Raw genomic sequence first — 16,133 nt, 5'->3', positions numbered from 1 at the left:
TGTAAAACACCCCTTTCAAAAAAGTGTAGCCTGTGTTTCTATCTGTTTCTTAATTTCTTCGGTTGAAACTTTAAGAGTTCTGGCTTTTGAATACTGTTTTCTTTCTTTCTGTGCGCCTGCAGGGTCCACGCACTCCTGGTTAATATTCATACAGACCCGTGTAAGATAAGCCCGGTAACTTTTCATGCTGTCCATGGGTCCATCCCTTTCGACCTTCCTTTTGAGTCTGTCCAGTGCACTGTCAACAATGAAATAATTAAACTTGTTGTACAACCCACCAATGTATGAGTAATCAGACCGGTGTTTAAGCGGTTTTGTTATCTCGTGAAATTTGTGCGTCAGTATACCTATCAAATCCTGGTTTGTTACCTCTGGAGCTTTTTCTACAGGTTCTTCCTGATAATCTTCTGTCTTGCTGGTGTTAACCGGTACGCAAGCAGGGGCATCTCTGGAAGCAACCGCAGTTGCGACACCGGAATTCGATACAGTGTGTGTACCATCTGTATTTATTTCCTGCTGACTGCCGGGTGGTGAAAAATTATCATAACCAGTCTGCACACGTTCGCTGGGTACATCCCCTGCTGAATCATGAACTTCAGTTGTACCGGTATCACCAGCTGGCAAAATGTCAGCTGGCATGGTTGAGGGGGTGCACCTGCTTGGTCAGGCACACCAGCAAAAAACTCTTCAAGCAGCTGTTCAATCTCCTCTTTCTCATCAGCAATTAGATGGTCCTGTGTTATAGCAGTATCCTGGTCTTGCTGCAGCATGTTACACTCTTCACTGTCTTCCAATTCCACCCCGGTAGTATTTAGATGATCTGTGAATTCAGCAGTTTCCTGGTCTTCGGGCACTTCTACCGGGACTGAAGGTTTTTTCCTTTCACATTCCCCAGTAGCAGTCGCAGGTTCCTCGATTTTAGCAGTCTCATGGTTTTTTGCAGTTTCATTCCCGTCCTCGAAAAACTCTTCGAGCAGTTGTTCTAACTCTTCTTCCCCGCTAGTAATTAGAGCGTTGTTGTTAGTTTCGGGTTGTACTTCGGTGTCGGTTACCTGCTCTGGTTCGGAAGTTACTGCCATTCCTTGTTCACCTGCTAATTTTTTCTCCTGGGTAGAAGTGGAAGTTCTGTGCTTTTCAGCCACGCACGTAGGCTCGTCAGAGCCAGTGCGTGGTGTAATTGCGTTAGCAATTACACTTTTATTTTTATTTTCTCTTTCTTTTTCTTCTTCTTTTTCTATTTCTATTTGGGCAGTGAATTGTTCATGAGTATTCACTGAGTCTTCATTGATTATTCCGTGAGTATTCAGTGAGTGCTCAATGACTACTCCATGAGTATTCAATGAGGACTCACTGAAACATGTTGTAGCATTTTTTACAGTTGTTTCTACTGGTGGTGGGGGAATTTTAGAAGGTGTGGGTCGGTTAATTTTCTGGTATTTAAGAAAGTTAACAACCTGAATGTACCGCTGCCCATTGACCATATACGTCAGGATAAGACCTTTGCTGTTTAAATCATTTAGCATTGTTTCAACGTACTGTGGTGTGATATCATTATCATAGGGAAAAATCAGTGATTTAATGTAGTTTGGGTGACCGGGCAGTCTTCCTTCGTCATCAGCATTTGAAAACAGTCCTATAAATAGCAACCGGTGTAATGGGGTCAGTAGTCCCAATTTTTCGTCGCTCCATATTGAAGGATCAATCATTCTTTTACGAGCCATTTGTATTCATCTCCTTCTTTATACTGGCTTTTTAAGCTGTTTGTGTTGTTTCTATCCCATAAATCTCTTCCAGTGTTACATTAAGTATTCTGCAGATATGAATTGCTAACTCAACAGGCAGTCTTCTTTTTCCGTTTTCATAGTTGCTGAGTCTTTGGCGTGAGATTCCAAGTTCCTTTGCCAGTGCATACTGAGAAATTCCCCTGGAAAGTCTAATTTCTCTCAATCTATTCATTCTTATCTCCCCCTGTTTAATATTATAGTCTTCTTTTCGTTTACTGTCAACATTTTGTTTTAAAGCTTTTAGAATTCTTGCAATGCTCAAAGACTACGGTTTATACTATTGCTATAAAAAATTTTTGTGTTAAGTAATAAAAGGAGAACTATTTGTGATGGAAAGAACAAAGTTTTTGAGGCTTTTAGGAGAAAGAATAAAGCAATTACGTGAGGAAAAAGGATATCAACAAAAAGATGTTGCGGAGAAACTTGGAATCTCCAAGCAGGCTTTTTCCAACTATGAGAATGGGACAAGGGAACCAAATTTGCTGACTGTTATTGAGATTGCAGATTTGTTTGATGTAAGTGTGGAATACTTGTTAGGCTTAACAACTGAAAGAAAAAGAAGCAAGGAGTTAATATTCGATGAGAACCTGGATCGCAATTTGAGTATAGAGATTATGGAACTGATTGGTATTTGTAAAGAGTTGCCACCAGAAGCAATCGAACTACTTAGAAAAATTGCGCTGGAATTAAGAAAATTTTTGATATGTTCCAACAAAAAAAGTTAGAGAAAAAGTATTGCTGGAAGGATTATTATAACCGGACAAAAAAATAAGGCAGGACAATTCCAGCCCTGCCTTATTTGTAAATTGTTTTTTATTATCTACCCACATAGTATTTAAGAAACTTGTTTCTAATAAACTATGTGAGTTTAAAATTCGTTTAGCGACCCACGCAGTATAAAAGTTACTTACCAAGAGGTACACCACAGAAAGGTAATACGCATATCAACCCGCGTAGTATTTAGATACTTTACATTTTTATTATATCAAACAAAAAATTTTTTGCAAGGTACTTTTTGTGTTATTCATCTAACAAATCCATCTAATAGCTCCTTAGATGGTTATATTCTCATTCCACCCAAACCTCAAACCCGCATTTTTCCGTTCTGTATCCTATAAAAAATTGTCCATCTAATGATTTGAGAGTATTTCTGCACCCACATAAAAAGCAGGGGTAAAATACCCCTGCTACTTTACAACCTCTATTTCTTATCCCGTACCTCAGGTGGTTCGCAAAATACTGCATACTTGAAGACGTCTTTTTGATACGTTGCTTTATCCCATTGTCTTTCTTTCTCACCCATCTGCTTGTCTGTTAGTAAAAAGTAATCATATTTTGGAGTCTTCCCATCCACACTTGTATCATCAAAAGTAACATCAACGTGCCTTAGTTCTCCATTGATATACACTGCATTCCAACCATGGGGTATGCCCTCGTATAGTCCAAACACGTAAATTGCAGGAACTCCAGCAAGCTGAGCCAAGAGTTCAAATGCCCCTGCATATCCTTCACATACTGCAAGCCCATCAATTATTGCACCGTATGCCGTGTATGCCTTATTATTATGACTTTTACCAACTGCAGTATCAGTGTCATAGCTTGTATGGGCAATGAGGTAGTCATGTACAGCTTTAATTTTTTCTTCATCCGTCATATTTGGTTTTATTATTTGGTTAATTATTTCTTGGGCCTTTTTAAGCATAATCTCTATTTCTTCTGGAGTAAGACTAAGATATTTGTACTCTCGAGATATTGTAGCACCTAAAGTGCCAGAATTTACAAAACTAAAAATGGGACTGTAAAAACATGTAAATAGCCCATCTATACGTTCAACTTGGTCGATACTCATTCCAGGGGCTTTGTAAACAACAAAATCTCTAACTTCTTTAAATGCTTGGCGGTAAATTTCCAGTAGTTCTTCTTCAGTCTTTGCTACTGGTGCAGTCAAGTTATATAGTAGTTCAGCTAATTCTTGTTTCGAGATTTTGTACTTTGGAACGCAAAAGTATGCATATTTAACTTCCTTTTTCCCATTACCAATGACTTCTTGTCCAAGCCCTCTGAGTGAAATTAATTCGTCCCTTACATACAAAAATACGTAAGGCAAATATTTGGGTTCTATTTCCTCTGCGTCTACTATATTCCATTCTTCTAACCGCTTTAATAATTTGAGTTGCTGAGAAGGTGTAACATTCCACTCGTCTTTGTGGTATTCTAAAGCTTTTATTGCTGAGTAAACTGCTTCTTCTACAGTAACATAATTGTTTGGATAAAACCTTAATCCCTGCGACGTTTGTTCAAAAGGTAAGCAGTCCTTCATGGTTTCTATATATTTGTAGTATGGGCTTATTTTGGTAACATCTACGAAAGTTGGTTTGTTGGGATTCTTTAGATTTTTAATTCTACCTGTAACTCTTGAAAGTATCACAGCAAGATCACACTTTTTTATATAGTCTGTTGCTCTGAATGTGTTATTGTGTAAAGTCATCCATCCTTTTTCTACAACCCACCGTATATAAGGAAGTCCACCAACATCTGTGATGTCATTACCATACTGGACATTGAAGTTATTAAGTGCCCTAACAGGTATAGTTGTAGATAACACAAAAACGAAGAGTATAAGAATTCCCAATTTTCTCGCAAGACACTTCATTATTCCACCCCTTTTATGGTTTTTCATTTCTAATATATACCCAAAATTCATGATTATCAATTCATTGTTGGCACAATAGTCCTGGGCTTTCCCTTTTCTTTTGTGATATAACCCTTCTTTGCCAATCTCTGTAGATGCCCATGAAGTGTAGATGAAGACTTAATCCCCACCATGTCTGCAAGCTCTCTGATAGAGGGGGAATAACCTTTTTCATTAATATACCCTATGATAGCATTCAGTATCTGTTGCTGCCTTTCTGTTAATCCCTGCATGAGCAGACGCTCCTTTCTACAAACAATTGTTTGCTATTTCTATTATACACTCAGAATATACCGAACGCAAGTTTGATTTTCAACGGGCTGCAGAAGTTATATACTGCAACCCTACTGGAGATTGCCAAGTATACTGAGCGGGTCTACCGGTGTACCATTTATTCTTATTTCGAAGTGCAGGTGGTTTCCAGTAGAAGCTCCTGTCGAGTCAGCACCACCTATCTGCTGACCCTTTGTTACCATTTGTCCTACCTGAACGTCTATGTCTGCCAGATGTGCGTAGTAAAACTCATACTCCCCTGATTGCAAAATGATAACTTTTCCGTATCCGCTCATCCAACCTGCAAACTTGACAATCGAGTCTTTAACTGCAAAAACAGGTTGACCATAGGTTGTAGCGATGTCAATACCGGAGTGCATTTTCCACGTGTGGTAAATCGGGTGATATCGCATACCGAACGGGCTTGTAATATTCATATCACTTCCGACAGGTTTAGCAATTTCAGGGTTTGCGAGCATTTCACCGACAGACTTATAAAGCTGTGCCTGTGCTAACAGTGATGGAGCGTATTCACTTCTTGTTTTTGCATAGTTGTTTGGTGCGTCCCATTGTTTCGCACCATTAACACCTATCCAGTAGCCGGCAAGCGCAGGAATTACCTGTTCTTTCCATCCATCACCCTGCCAGTCTATTGAAGATGGATCTCCCACCATTTCTTTGATGCAGTTGTAAATTGTCCAGCTACCAATTAAAATCTGGTCTCTCGGGTTATTGATATCTCCTGTGATTGTTACATCAGGGAATGCATTTTTGAAAGCTTCAACTCTGCTGTTCCAGTATTTCTGCTGTACCTGCATGAGTCCAACTGCGGCACCATCTGAGTTCGGTGTTCTTGCCTGCGGATTGAATGAGCTTTCTCTGTATGCTATTGCACCCAAAAACCAGTATGGTATACCAAAGAGTTTTTCAGCTTCCTGGAACATCGGCAAAAACTGAGCAGGGATATATGAACTGCTGACATAACCACCAACGTTCATGTAGTCGTTTATCTGTGAAAATACCCAGTTTAAATCCTTTGTACCCTTCATAAAACTCATTGCAGTGTTTATAATCATTGATTTTGCAAGTTCGATGTCCTCATTGGGATTATCTTCTTTTATCATTTCTTCAAGTCTTTCATACTCTTTTCCGACAGGGTTTTGACCGCTCAGTTCGGGTACTGTTTCGACTACCTGCAGTATTTCCTCTTTGTCGAGTTTTTTCTCACCGTTAGTTGAAGTTACATTGGTTGCACCACTTTCAGGACTGAAGGGTGGTTCTTCTGTTTGTGGCGAAGTTTCAACTGTTTTACTGCTGGTGGAAGGTTTCTGGTCTTTTTCAGCTTTATCAAAGTTGGTTTTGAGCTCAAATGCAGATTTGATACCAAGCTCGGATGCATGCAAGCAGTTTTTGTTCTCAATAAATTTTTTGGGGTCAAAATCGAGTTTTAAATCCTGACTTTTCGTCTTTTGTGTTTTCTGTGGTACATTGTTCTGGTATGTGCGTTTGTATTCGTTGATATCATAGCTGAATGTATAGCGTTGTTTGATTGTATCAGCAGCAACTATTAGCCAGATGGGTTGTGTTTCGGTAATTTCAACTTTTTCGGTCCATTTCACGGTAACGGTTTTGCTCTTGTTTTCTGTCTGAGTTTCATATTTTCCTGTTTCAGGGTTGTAGACTTCTTTAGAGACTGTATAGGAATATGTTCTTGGCATTGAGTAGTGTAAAAACTTTGTCGTAACTGTTTTCCGTTCAGTCTTTATATACAAAAACCTTGGTTTCATTCGCTCAGCCAGGTCAGAAAGTTCACCTTTTATTTTCCTGTAGATGTACCACTGCGGCAGAATCTGATTGACAGCGCTTTTAATACCCTGTTTTGCCATTTCTTTTGCAACTTCGTCAAAGTCTTTGGCTTCTGTTATGTCTGCTTTGTTCATAAACTGCAGATACTTGTAATAACTTAATATCCATGCTGCGTTCAGTGCGAGATCTTCATCTGTACCATAGTAATCCAGCAAGCTGCCTGACTTTTCTCTTGCAATATCGACAACTTCCTTTTGCAGTTTTTGATTGTGTTCATCATCAAGTCGATTGGATATCTCCCCGGCTTCAATGAAAGCCTGTATGGAACCCAGAATCAACAGAATCAGTAAAAGCACGCCCGCTATTATTAATCCAGGTTTGCTCATTAAAAATTTTATCAATGCAGACTTTGCTTTGTGTTTGACATATGCCTTTGCTACCTGTTTTGTTTTTTGCATGTCAAAACCATACACATTCCATCACCCCTTCAAGCTTTTGAGCCAGCTGAAAACATCCCGGTTTTCTTCTGTCTCATCGCAGAGTTGAATGATGTCTGACGCAACATCGGTGTATTTGAAACACTCTCTGTACTGTGGGAACTGTACAACAAAAAAGTGGGGATACTTTGCAATCACTTTTCCTGCTCTTGTTCTGTGCTCATAATCAGACTTACCCTGACCGGATGTCCATGGTACTCTGTTTGTTTTAACTTTTTGCCCTATTTTGAGTTCCCTGCGAATTTGCTCAGCAATACCAAATATGCCAGAACAGATATTAGTGTTTCTGCTCATCTGTGCCACTCCCCTTTAGTTCTTTGACCTGGTGAACTTTCTTGAAATAGAAGCATTTGATGGGTATTCCAAACTTTTTGGCGTATTCGATTTCTCTTCTCATTCCTTCCGTTATCTCTGGACCAAACACCCAGAGCTCCTGGCATTCCAGGAGTAGTTGCAAAGCCATTTCCAATCCATGCTCTCTTTCTGTGGTTTCGTTTAAAAACTGGGGAAAGTACACGTGCGGAGCGATAGGGAGATACCCCTCTTCAAAAGCTTTTCTGCAGTACTGCAGCGCTTTCCTTCGGTTTTCTTCCGGATTATCTTTGTATGGAGAGCAAATGTAGACCTTTAGCCTGAGTTTTTGCACTTTTGAACACTCCTTGTTTCTTTAATACTGATGACAATCTTTTCACAATCAACGGGTGGCAGTTTTCTGATTCTGAGGTCGACCACCTGCCTGTCGTCCAGGAAAGCAACACCATTTAGCCCATCCAAGATAGCTTTCGCAATGTTGTCTATGTCTGCTCTGCTTTTGGAGAAAACATCGATATTGACTTTAACTGGCTTTTCGACCGGCTTTTTGACAACGCTTCTGGTGCACCAGCCAACAAGTTCTTCGAATTCTTTTGTCTCTTTTGGCGTATACATTCTGCCGTTTGCGCCCAGTCTTGGTCTTGCTTTCGGAACCGGTCTTGCTGCAATTTCTATCTTGTAACAACCCACTTTAAAAACCCCCTTGAAATCGGTTTATTTTGCCTTATAAAACGCAACAAAAAGCGCAGACAATAAAAAACACGTCCCCTGAACAGGGACGTGCTCAAAATCGACGGTACAAAAGGAAAATCAGGCATGTTTTGTTATAAGAAAACTCAGAATTAGCAAACAAACAACAAAGATTGTGTTATCCACTACACCACCTGTTTTAACAACTCTGAAGCCGATTGTCGAGTTCTGTCGAAACATGGAAAGTTTAATGCCACTGAGCGTTAGACTGTCCAGCAGCAGGTGAGATACATACCCCAGCGCAAACATCCAAGCCCAGTAGCTGAAGTTTGAACTCAAAAGCACAACCAGGCAAAGCCCAAGAGCAAAGTCGAGACTGTGTGTTATCGTTCTATGTCCAAGCAATTTGTTTATAAGCCATGAAATGGGCTTTATTTTTCTTCCCAGTAGCGATTCTGGATGGTCAATATCAGGCAGAAGCGCTGATATTCCTGCCACTGCTACTGGCAGGGTGATGATGTTTCTGTGTTGCAGAGTTTCTATACTGCTGGCTGCTGCAAGTGCAAAGGCTAATCGGGTATATCCTCTCATACTCATCAATTCCGTCAAATCAGCCTTTCTTTTCTATCGAAAACTCTGCCCGGGCAACTGTAAGGGCTTCTATGACTGTTGGTTTGAATATTCCCATACTCCAGAGTTCATTAATTGCTTCCTCATGAGAAACTGGTTTTTTATACTGTCGCCACAGGGAAGTCATGGCTTCGAATTTGTCAGCGACAGCTACAATTTGTACAGACAAAGGTAAATCAGATGTATCCTGGTGGTGGAGCAGTGCTATCACTGAAAACTCATTCAATCCCAGTATTCTTAGAAGTTCAGCTCCCCATTTGCTGTGGTTTTTGAGGATTTCCCGTTCTTCCTTGCCTATCGAGATTGACTTATCCAGAAGCGCATTTGGAACAAGCAGTTTTCCTACATCGTGCAATAGTCCTGCTGTGTAGTAGTACTCTTCATCCATACCCAGGTTCTTCGCTATTATTGTACTGAGTTTTGCAACATTTAAAGAGTGTGTTAAGAGTGTTGCGTTTTTCTCACTCATGTTTTGTAAAAGCAGATTCAGTGCTTTTTGCATATATCTTTTGCACTCCTTTCCTGAAAAGTTGACAACAAAAAAGCAGGGTATATAATCCTGCTTCTAAAATGGCAAATCTTTTTCAGATGTGATAACACCATTTTCTGCTGGTGGTTCAAAAGTTTCATCTTCTTCGAAAAATTCTTTCAGTTCCTTTTCAAGTTCATCTTCAGGGATTTCGGGTTCTACTTGAGAAGTAGTTGCAGTCTGCTCTTTTTGCTGTTCTTTTTTAGAACCTGCAAAATAAAACCGTTCAATCACAAATCTAAAAGTGGGATATTCCACACCATCTTTTGTCTTCCCCCGGGCGTTTTCAGCTCTTGCTTCAACTAAAATTTCACGCCCTTTAGAATAGTGCTGTTCAATCAGCTCAGCATCCTTCCCGAAAGCTATGCATGGAATAAATTGTGTTCTTTTCTCTCCTTTAACTGTTCTGTCCATGGCAATTGTTATTCTGACAAGCTTGTTACCGCTCTGGGTTGTGAAGACTTCCGGGTCTTTTGTGAGTCTGCCGAAAAACAGGCATTTGTCCATACAAATCTCCCCTTTCTACTCAATTAACACATAATACACTCCCGCTTTTTCTTTTTCCTTTATCTTTTTTGCAGTCTCATTATCGGTTGCAATCTCAACCATGCTGACAAGGTTTGATGAATATTCATTGGCAGTTTTGCCTGCAATTCTGCCCGCCTGGTCATAAAGTTTTACAAGTCTGAGATGTTCAAACACATTTGTACGTGTTTGATTGTTTGAAGTTTCAACATTCAAAAGTCCTATATATTCAGCTGCTTTGAGAACTTCCAGCGGGACAGGGTCAATCTTTACAACTATGTGTGTGGTATATACGTCTTCATACACCGTCTTTGCAACAAGTTCAGGCGTGATGATGCAACCCTTTGGAATTGTGATTGTGGCAAAGAGATTAGAGACATCTTCCGGCGATTCTACTGGTGCACTGACATCAATCGTAGTTTGGATTGCTCTCTGTCCTATTCTTTCACCGCTTTTGATTGTCTCTGTTGCTATAAAAACTGTTTTTGTTTTTAACTTTGTTGCTTTATCCATCTGTGTGTATACCACAACCAGCAGAAAAACTGCTAAAACAGCAGAGAAAAAGGCTATCATGATTTTTTTGAGTTTCAATAATCTCACCTGCCTTTATTGATTGATACCAACAGCCATCTGGCTTTTAAGATAGTCATCCAGCACCTGCAAAAGTTTTTCAACAGTCTTTGATACGTTGATTATTGATGGTGCGATTTGAAATATCACAAACACAAGCAAAATCCCGACTTCCAGTATTTCTGTTGCACCTTCCTGGCTTTTTAAAAGGTTTTTTAAAAATTTGAACAAAGTTGGTTCACTCCTTTTAAAGTAGTGAGAAGGGTTTTGTCCCTTCTCACTTGATGAAAAATGTCAGTGCAGCACACAAAATAGCAAGAGTTATCTCCATGACAAGAAGCATTGTTACATTGCTCGAACTGCTGGAAAATTTCTTTTTGAGTTCTTTGAGCGGATACAGGACATTGCCTGTGAGCACCATGACTGTTAGCAGTGTTCCTGCACTTGCACCCACAAAAAGCATAAATGCAAACCACAATCTGAGATTCATAATCAAATACCCCCTCGTTTTAAATTGTTTTTGTTAGAAGTCTTACTATCAAAACAGCCAGAACTCCTGCTGGCAGAAACATACCAAGCGGGAGTTTCAGCTTTAAAAACCCGGCATCAAAGCCCTTATTCTGTCGTAGATATATAACTGCACCGGCAACAATGAACACAATACAGGAAACGAGAACAGCAGGATAAATATCATTCCCCAGCAGTAGCGCAAGACTGCTTAAAAATTTCACATCTCCGCCCATTGACGTGTCTCTGAGCAAAAAAGCTACAAAGACCATGAACAGAAAAAGTGTAACAGCCGGTGCAAGGGTGTGAAGTATGTTGAGTCTGTGGATGACTGCTGCAGAAGCAATGGTTATAACGACAAGCCAGTTGTAAATTTTCCGGTATTTAAAATCCGTAAATGCTGCTATAAGACAAACAGTAACTGCTATAAAATAAGCCAGAATCAATTTCAATAACCTCCTTTTTCAAACACGTCTATGTCCTTGTGAATCATCAGGTCGGTATATTGCTGCTCTGTTTTGAAAAACAGCCTTTTTACCTTTGCATGAACAACAACATGCATTCCCGGTACTAAAATTTCACTTCCCTGCGGACACACGGCAGGTACTTCATCTGCTCCGTATACGCTCACTTCAACTATTTCAAGTGGACCTTCAAAAAGGTTGTCTCTGGAGGTAAAATCGTCATTCAGGTTAAGGTTTTTCTTCACCTGCTGTACAAAAGTGTCAATACAATCTTCTTTCTGGGCATCTGTTAACGATGAATTCGGAGTAACTCTGTAAAGCGCTGCAAAACCTGATACTACAACTGCGCTCTCTACTTTCTGCTTCACTATCATTTCCCTTGAAAATTCAAGGGTGAAGGTAGCTACTGGCAGGAAGATGAAAATAAGGATAAGAACAATGAATAACACCATGGGGTCACCGTCTTCACTGCACAAGAGGGTTTTTCTTAGAAACGCTCTCATACGGTCCGGCACAAACCTGTTTTGTTTCATTTTTAAGTCCCCCGAAAAAACTGATTCGTCTGAACTTCATGTCAGCCACAATTTTAAGTCTCACGGTATCCCCAAAATCCACCGGATACGGAGTGTATGATACCTGAATGTTTGAATATCCGAGCTGAGCCACCCTGGAAATAAGGTCTGCATAATCGGTGACTGTGAGTCCGCCTTCGACTTCCATTTTGATGATGTACTTTCTTGCAATGCTATCCAGCTGTATATACTTTAGAGTGTCAAAGAGCATGTACAGCGGATTGATGGTAAGAACAATTGCCAGTGGCAGGACAAGCATGAATCCTGCCACTGTGGAGTTGCCTCCTTCGTGTTTCAGGAACTTTTTAAATAATCGCATTTGAACCACCCTGGATTACTGTGTTGTTATCTGGGACAGCTGGTTGCTGATTGTTTGATTGATTTTGTCAAAAGAATCGCTTAATGTCTGCCCAAGGTTTTTTGTTGGGTTGACCATCTTAAGAGCTACAAAAACTATTAACACGCCAACAACTATGATTTCCAGAAGTCCATCTTCGCTCTTCATGAGTTTCTTTGTGAACTCTAAAAACTTCTTCATTTTCAAAACACACCTCCGGAAAGCTTTGTTTTTGAATTCTGGTTTCCTGCCAGCAGCACCTGAAAAAATATAGCCCGGATTCCTTTTCTCAAGGAGTCCGGGCTTTAGAACAGGTTGGGCAGAGTATTGAGAAGGTTTGAAAACAGCGGGTCAAATATTGCAAGTATGCTACCGAACAGAATTAGAATGCTGCTACCAAGTACAATGTAATCAACAGTTTTCTCTTTCACTGTAAGGTCATAGATTTTGTTCTGATGCTGCAAACTTGAGAATGTTTCTATTGCCACAATTCCCTGCTGTCCAAATCTTTCGAACTCTTTCAGAGCAATTTTCAACAGTTCTGCTTCTGGAATTTTCAAGTTTAAAAGTGGTTTGAATGCTTCATCCAGATCTTTTGTCTGTTTGTATACTGCTGCGATGTTCCGGACAAGTTTTCTTTGCTTTGGTGTGTCAATGCCTTCTGCTATGAGAAGTAACGTTTTATCAAGTGGCAGGTTGTGTTTGGCTGCTATCTCAAACAGGTATGACATAAAAAGCAGGTTCCTTTTGAAACTTCTGAGCTGTGCCTGTTCAATCAAAAGCGGCAGAGGAAATGCAATCAGGCACATTCCCACACCAAGCAGCACAGTTGATATCACAGAAGCTCTTGTTATATAACCATAAAACAGACCGCAAACTGTTCCTGCTATACCGAACAAAATCATGTATGTCCTGGTGGTTGTGTACCGGGTAATTTCTTTTCTGGGTTTTGAAATGGCAAGTAGAATTAAACTGCCGAGCGTGTATAAGCATATAGCCAGCAGAGCTGCTGAAAGGACGAATAAAAACATCATACTGTATCACTCCAGCTTACCAGTAATTTTGGTGTTGCAAGTCCTGCCAAAATAGCAATCATGTTGAATACCAGGTCCTGCCTGTTTGTTGTGAAAAGCCAGGTTGCTATTTCTTCATTCTGTATTGCAACATTGAAAATGAGCAAATTTATTGCTATCATAAAAGCGATTACTCCAAAGCCTACAATTGTTGACGCTTTGATTTGTCGAACTAACTTCAAAGCATCTGTATTGTTGTCCAGAATTTTTCTGCAGATACCCACAACATCAGCACCTGTCTCGTCTGCCACTCTCACGAGCAGAAAAAACTGTTTGTAAAGTCTTATATTTATCCTTTCTGCAAGCTCTGAGAAAAAATTGCCTGTATCAATCACTCCTGCATCGTATTCACTTACAACCCCATCAAGTATACCTTTTAGCGGTGGTCTTGTATATTCTTTGCAGTATTTAACAGCCTGAATTGCAGACTTTGTAACAGTCACAGCTGTTGCAAATGACGATACAAACGAGAGATACTGGTTCACAAACAACTGTTGCACAAGCATGTATGCAAGTTCAAACAAAAAATCAAACACACCCAGGACAATTACCGAATACATCACAGCAAGAATAATATTCTTCGTGGTGACAAAACAAGCAAAGGTTAAGAGTGCAACTACCACTGCCAGTGAAAAATAAGCTTTCAGTGAAAACACGGGTATCTGGTGCTTAATCACTTTCTCTTTTCGTCTGTACCCTAACATACCAGCTCAACCTTCTTTCCAACTTCAAAAATGCACTGGACTTTATAATCCTTCATGTAGACAATGTAATCAATTGAGTTTTCCAGCACTTCTCTCAAAAAGTTTTCGCTCAAATCGGTCTGTGCCCGTTTCATCAGGAAAATCAATCTATTTATTGTCTCTTCTGCTGAAGGTGAATGCACGGTTGCAAGTGCCTGATGTCCTGTGTGGACGGCATTTAAAACATCAAATGTTTCCTTATCTTTCAGTTCGCCAACAACAATTGTTTCAACTGAACGAAGCAGCATGTTTTTTGTCAGTTCAAAAAGTGAATACTCTTTGAGGATGCTACTTCCAGGCCGGACAAGTTCCGAGATGGTGTTTTTTCGCTCTGTTTTGATTTCATATACTTCCTGTATTATGCCGACTCTGATATGTTCGGGGATTTCCTCAACAAGAGCAGAAAGTAAAGTTGTCTTTCCGCTTCCACCCCTTCCCGCTATGATGATTGTTTTCCTTTCTCTGAGTGCCTGTCTTAAGATTTCAGTCTGTTCTTTTGTTAGCATATTAGATTCATTCACGAGAGTTTCAAGTTTTTGTCCCACAAGGGGTCTTCGTATGTGTAAAAATGGTCTTATCGCTACTGGTGGAATGGCTGCGGTAATTCTCAAACCTCTTTTGATGTCTGTAAATGTTACGTCCGCTTCGTTCATATTTATAGTTGCTCCGTTCATGATTGCTATGCGCTTGATGTACTCTATAAATGCCTGCCTGTTCCTGAACTGCAAATTTGTTTCATAGATTTTTCCCCATTTCTTGTAACTTATCTCTTTTTCGTGGTTGATAAAGACATCTGTCACAAGCGGGTCTTCAAGCAGGTGCTCAATTATGCCGTATCCGAACATACTGTCAAGAATAACTTTGGCTGGAATCTTATATCCTTTTTCCACCAGCAGCTGATTGACTTCATTCACCACCTGATACGGGTCAGTGGCGTTTACATAAAGTTCCGGATAGCGGCGAATAAATTCCTGGATTATTTCTGTTACTTTTTCTTCTTCGCTGTGTCCCAGTACCAGCGCTGTCCCTATACCAGCAATGGGATTTATAATCACTTTTCAATCACCCCCAGCAGTTTATCAACATTCTTTTGCCATTTCTTCCGCGTACCAAGTGAATAGACTTCTTCAATACCATTTGTTTTAGCAATCTCAAGTGCAAATTCACTGTCTATGTCCGAACGCAAATCTTCGTTAACAAGTACTATCGAGAACTTCTCCTTATCCAGATTCCAGTTATCACATACAAAATTGATGCACTCTACCGTATAAAACAGATTGAGCTTTGATTGACTATCGACAATGACAAAAACCTTATCGCTTTGTGACAGGGCAGATGCAACACCGCTTGTTGATAACCCCGCACCTGCGTTTATTACCACCCAGCCTGTGTCCTTGCACAGTTGAACAATGCTATTTAAGTGTTCTAATTTGACAATGAAAAAGTTCCTTATTGTTATCCCCGAGAAAATCCGCATGCTGTCTTTCTCAGCCGTTAATTCTTCAAACTTTCTGTAGTTCAGCTCAAGATTATTGAGTTGCCTTACAATTCCTTCAATCTGAGCTTTTTTAACCTTTGCAAGTTCGAATATTTTGGGAGTTATCTCTTCAAAATCAAGCAGTGCTACTTTGCTGTTAATTTTGTTTCTGAGCTTTCTGGTAAATTCAAAACTCAAAACTGCTGTGTCGTATGGGTTTTCCATGCTCCAGAAAGCTATTACTTTAGGCTTTACAAAAACAAGTTTTTCCACAGGTTTTTCTATAACTTTTTCAACTTCGACTATCTTCTCAACTGGTTTTTCAACTATCTTCTCAATCACTTTCTCAACAGGTTTTTCAACTGTTTTTTCGACTGTCTTTTCGACCACTTTTTCAATTATCTTTTTTTCAATCTCAGGTAACTGTTCCTGGTGTTCTTTCACTTCCAGTTGCAGGTCATTTACTTTAAGAGTCTTTAAATACAGACGAGAGACGTCTTTAAAAGTATTTGGCTTTTCAACGGCAGCTTTAACCATCTCAACTGTAACAGCTCCAATCAAAATGTCATAAATCCCCAGAGTGAGCATGAACTTTATAACTTCCGGTCTATCATCTTCGTCCGGCCAGATAACTATAACCCTTTTGTCATTT

General features: G+C 39.9%; 23 protein-coding genes and 1 pseudogene. 1 reads left to right on the top strand and 23 read right to left on the bottom strand.

Features of this window, described 5'->3' with window-relative positions:
- Window positions 1–15 precede the first annotated feature (15 nt).
- From OTK01_RS01970 to OTK01_RS01960, 3 genes are read right to left on the bottom strand one after another with little or no spacing between them, the layout of a single operon-like run.
- Window positions 16–558 carry a small ribosomal subunit protein bS21 gene (locus tag OTK01_RS01970; RefSeq protein ID WP_269011729.1) on the bottom strand — a complete coding sequence of 181 codons (543 nt, stop codon included), beginning with the start codon at window positions 556–558 and terminating at the stop codon, window positions 16–18.
- The gene (locus OTK01_RS01965; protein WP_269011728.1) at window positions 507–1,721 is read right to left on the bottom strand and encodes a hypothetical protein; all 1,215 of its coding nucleotides are present in this window, start codon (window positions 1,719–1,721) and stop codon (window positions 507–509) included. Before OTK01_RS01965 ends, OTK01_RS01970 begins: the two co-directional genes overlap by 52 nt.
- A gap of 31 nt (window positions 1,722–1,752) precedes the next feature.
- Window positions 1,753–1,956, bottom strand: a complete 204-nt coding sequence (locus OTK01_RS01960; protein WP_269011726.1) for a helix-turn-helix transcriptional regulator — start codon at window positions 1,954–1,956, stop codon at window positions 1,753–1,755.
- A gap of 157 nt (window positions 1,957–2,113) precedes the next feature.
- Between OTK01_RS01960 and OTK01_RS01955 the strand changes: the two genes are divergently transcribed.
- Window positions 2,114–2,509, top strand: a complete 396-nt coding sequence (locus tag OTK01_RS01955; protein ID WP_269011725.1) for a helix-turn-helix domain-containing protein — start codon at window positions 2,114–2,116, stop codon at window positions 2,507–2,509.
- A gap of 476 nt (window positions 2,510–2,985) precedes the next feature.
- Here the strand turns inward: OTK01_RS01955 and OTK01_RS01950 are convergent, their stop codons facing one another.
- The 20 genes and pseudogenes from OTK01_RS01950 to OTK01_RS13310 form a co-directional block, all read right to left on the bottom strand.
- Complete coding sequence (locus OTK01_RS01950) at window positions 2,986–4,437, bottom strand: transglutaminase domain-containing protein (protein ID WP_269011724.1); 1,452 nt, start codon at window positions 4,435–4,437, stop codon at window positions 2,986–2,988.
- Between the two features lie 56 nt (window positions 4,438–4,493).
- Entirely contained in the window at window positions 4,494–4,709 is a 216-nt protein-coding gene (locus OTK01_RS01945; RefSeq protein WP_269011723.1) for a LexA family protein, read from the bottom strand.
- Between the two features lie 111 nt (window positions 4,710–4,820).
- Complete coding sequence (locus tag OTK01_RS01940; protein WP_269011722.1) at window positions 4,821–7,028, bottom strand: peptidoglycan DD-metalloendopeptidase family protein; 2,208 nt, start codon at window positions 7,026–7,028, stop codon at window positions 4,821–4,823.
- Between the two features lie 6 nt (window positions 7,029–7,034).
- A complete protein-coding gene (locus OTK01_RS01935; protein WP_269011721.1) occupies window positions 7,035–7,346 on the bottom strand; it encodes a hypothetical protein in 312 nt (103 codons plus the stop codon).
- A complete protein-coding gene (locus OTK01_RS01930) occupies window positions 7,330–7,698 on the bottom strand; it encodes a DUF7768 domain-containing protein (protein ID WP_269011720.1) in 369 nt (122 codons plus the stop codon). Before OTK01_RS01930 ends, OTK01_RS01935 begins: the two co-directional genes overlap by 17 nt.
- Window positions 7,680–8,054: a RusA family crossover junction endodeoxyribonuclease gene (locus OTK01_RS01925; RefSeq protein ID WP_269011719.1), complete on the bottom strand. Its 375-nt coding sequence runs from the start codon at window positions 8,052–8,054 to the stop codon at window positions 7,680–7,682. Before OTK01_RS01925 ends, OTK01_RS01930 begins: the two co-directional genes overlap by 19 nt.
- A gap of 120 nt (window positions 8,055–8,174) precedes the next feature.
- Window positions 8,175–8,663, bottom strand: a complete 489-nt coding sequence (locus tag OTK01_RS01920; RefSeq protein ID WP_269011718.1) for a metal-dependent hydrolase — start codon at window positions 8,661–8,663, stop codon at window positions 8,175–8,177.
- A 1-nt stretch (window position 8,664) separates the two neighbouring features.
- Entirely contained in the window at window positions 8,665–9,186 is a 522-nt protein-coding gene (locus tag OTK01_RS01915) for an HD-GYP domain-containing protein (protein ID WP_269011717.1), read from the bottom strand.
- Between the two features lie 63 nt (window positions 9,187–9,249).
- Window positions 9,250–9,720, bottom strand: coding sequence for a single-stranded DNA-binding protein (locus OTK01_RS01910; protein ID WP_269011716.1), 471 nt, complete (start codon window positions 9,718–9,720; stop codon window positions 9,250–9,252).
- Window positions 9,721–9,735: 15 nt separating this feature from the next.
- Window positions 9,736–10,329 (bottom strand): hypothetical protein, encoded by a 594-nt coding sequence (locus OTK01_RS01905; protein ID WP_269011715.1) that lies wholly within the window; start codon window positions 10,327–10,329, stop codon window positions 9,736–9,738.
- A 15-nt stretch (window positions 10,330–10,344) separates the two neighbouring features.
- On the bottom strand, window positions 10,345–10,539 hold the full coding sequence (locus tag OTK01_RS01900) for a hypothetical protein (protein WP_269011714.1): 195 nt from the start codon (window positions 10,537–10,539) through the stop codon (window positions 10,345–10,347).
- 46 nt (window positions 10,540–10,585) lie between these two features.
- On the bottom strand, window positions 10,586–10,798 hold the full coding sequence (locus OTK01_RS01895; protein ID WP_269011713.1) for a hypothetical protein: 213 nt from the start codon (window positions 10,796–10,798) through the stop codon (window positions 10,586–10,588).
- Window positions 10,799–10,817: 19 nt separating this feature from the next.
- Window positions 10,818–11,261, bottom strand: coding sequence for a prepilin peptidase (locus tag OTK01_RS01890; protein WP_269011712.1), 444 nt, complete (start codon window positions 11,259–11,261; stop codon window positions 10,818–10,820).
- A gap of 2 nt (window positions 11,262–11,263) precedes the next feature.
- Window positions 11,264–11,812: a hypothetical protein gene (locus OTK01_RS01885; RefSeq protein ID WP_269011710.1), complete on the bottom strand. Its 549-nt coding sequence runs from the start codon at window positions 11,810–11,812 to the stop codon at window positions 11,264–11,266.
- Window positions 11,745–12,122: a hypothetical protein gene (locus tag OTK01_RS01880; protein ID WP_269011709.1), complete on the bottom strand. Its 378-nt coding sequence runs from the start codon at window positions 12,120–12,122 to the stop codon at window positions 11,745–11,747. The genes OTK01_RS01885 and OTK01_RS01880 overlap by 68 nt, the downstream gene beginning before the upstream one ends.
- A gap of 63 nt (window positions 12,123–12,185) precedes the next feature.
- On the bottom strand, window positions 12,186–12,389 hold the full coding sequence (locus tag OTK01_RS01875; protein WP_269011708.1) for a hypothetical protein: 204 nt from the start codon (window positions 12,387–12,389) through the stop codon (window positions 12,186–12,188).
- A 104-nt stretch (window positions 12,390–12,493) separates the two neighbouring features.
- Window positions 12,494–13,222 carry a hypothetical protein gene (locus tag OTK01_RS01870; RefSeq protein WP_269011707.1) on the bottom strand — a complete coding sequence of 243 codons (729 nt, stop codon included), beginning with the start codon at window positions 13,220–13,222 and terminating at the stop codon, window positions 12,494–12,496.
- Entirely contained in the window at window positions 13,219–13,965 is a 747-nt protein-coding gene (locus OTK01_RS01865) for a type II secretion system F family protein (protein WP_269011706.1), read from the bottom strand. The genes OTK01_RS01870 and OTK01_RS01865 overlap by 4 nt, the downstream gene beginning before the upstream one ends.
- Window positions 13,959–15,059, bottom strand: coding sequence for an ATPase, T2SS/T4P/T4SS family (locus OTK01_RS01860; protein WP_269011705.1), 1,101 nt, complete (start codon window positions 15,057–15,059; stop codon window positions 13,959–13,961). Before OTK01_RS01860 ends, OTK01_RS01865 begins: the two co-directional genes overlap by 7 nt.
- Before the next feature lie 670 nt (window positions 15,060–15,729).
- A pseudogene (locus tag OTK01_RS13310) lies at window positions 15,730–15,862 on the bottom strand (DUF2760 domain-containing protein); the annotation flags it as partial.
- Between the last annotated feature and the right edge of the window lie 271 nt (window positions 15,863–16,133).

The organism is Caldicellulosiruptor acetigenus, assembly GCF_026914305.1.
Classification (GTDB): Bacteria; Bacillota; Thermoanaerobacteria; order Caldicellulosiruptorales; family Caldicellulosiruptoraceae; genus Caldicellulosiruptor; species Caldicellulosiruptor acetigenus.
Note: the sequence above shows the minus strand (reverse complement) of the source record. Positions and strands in the feature narration are given on the sequence as shown.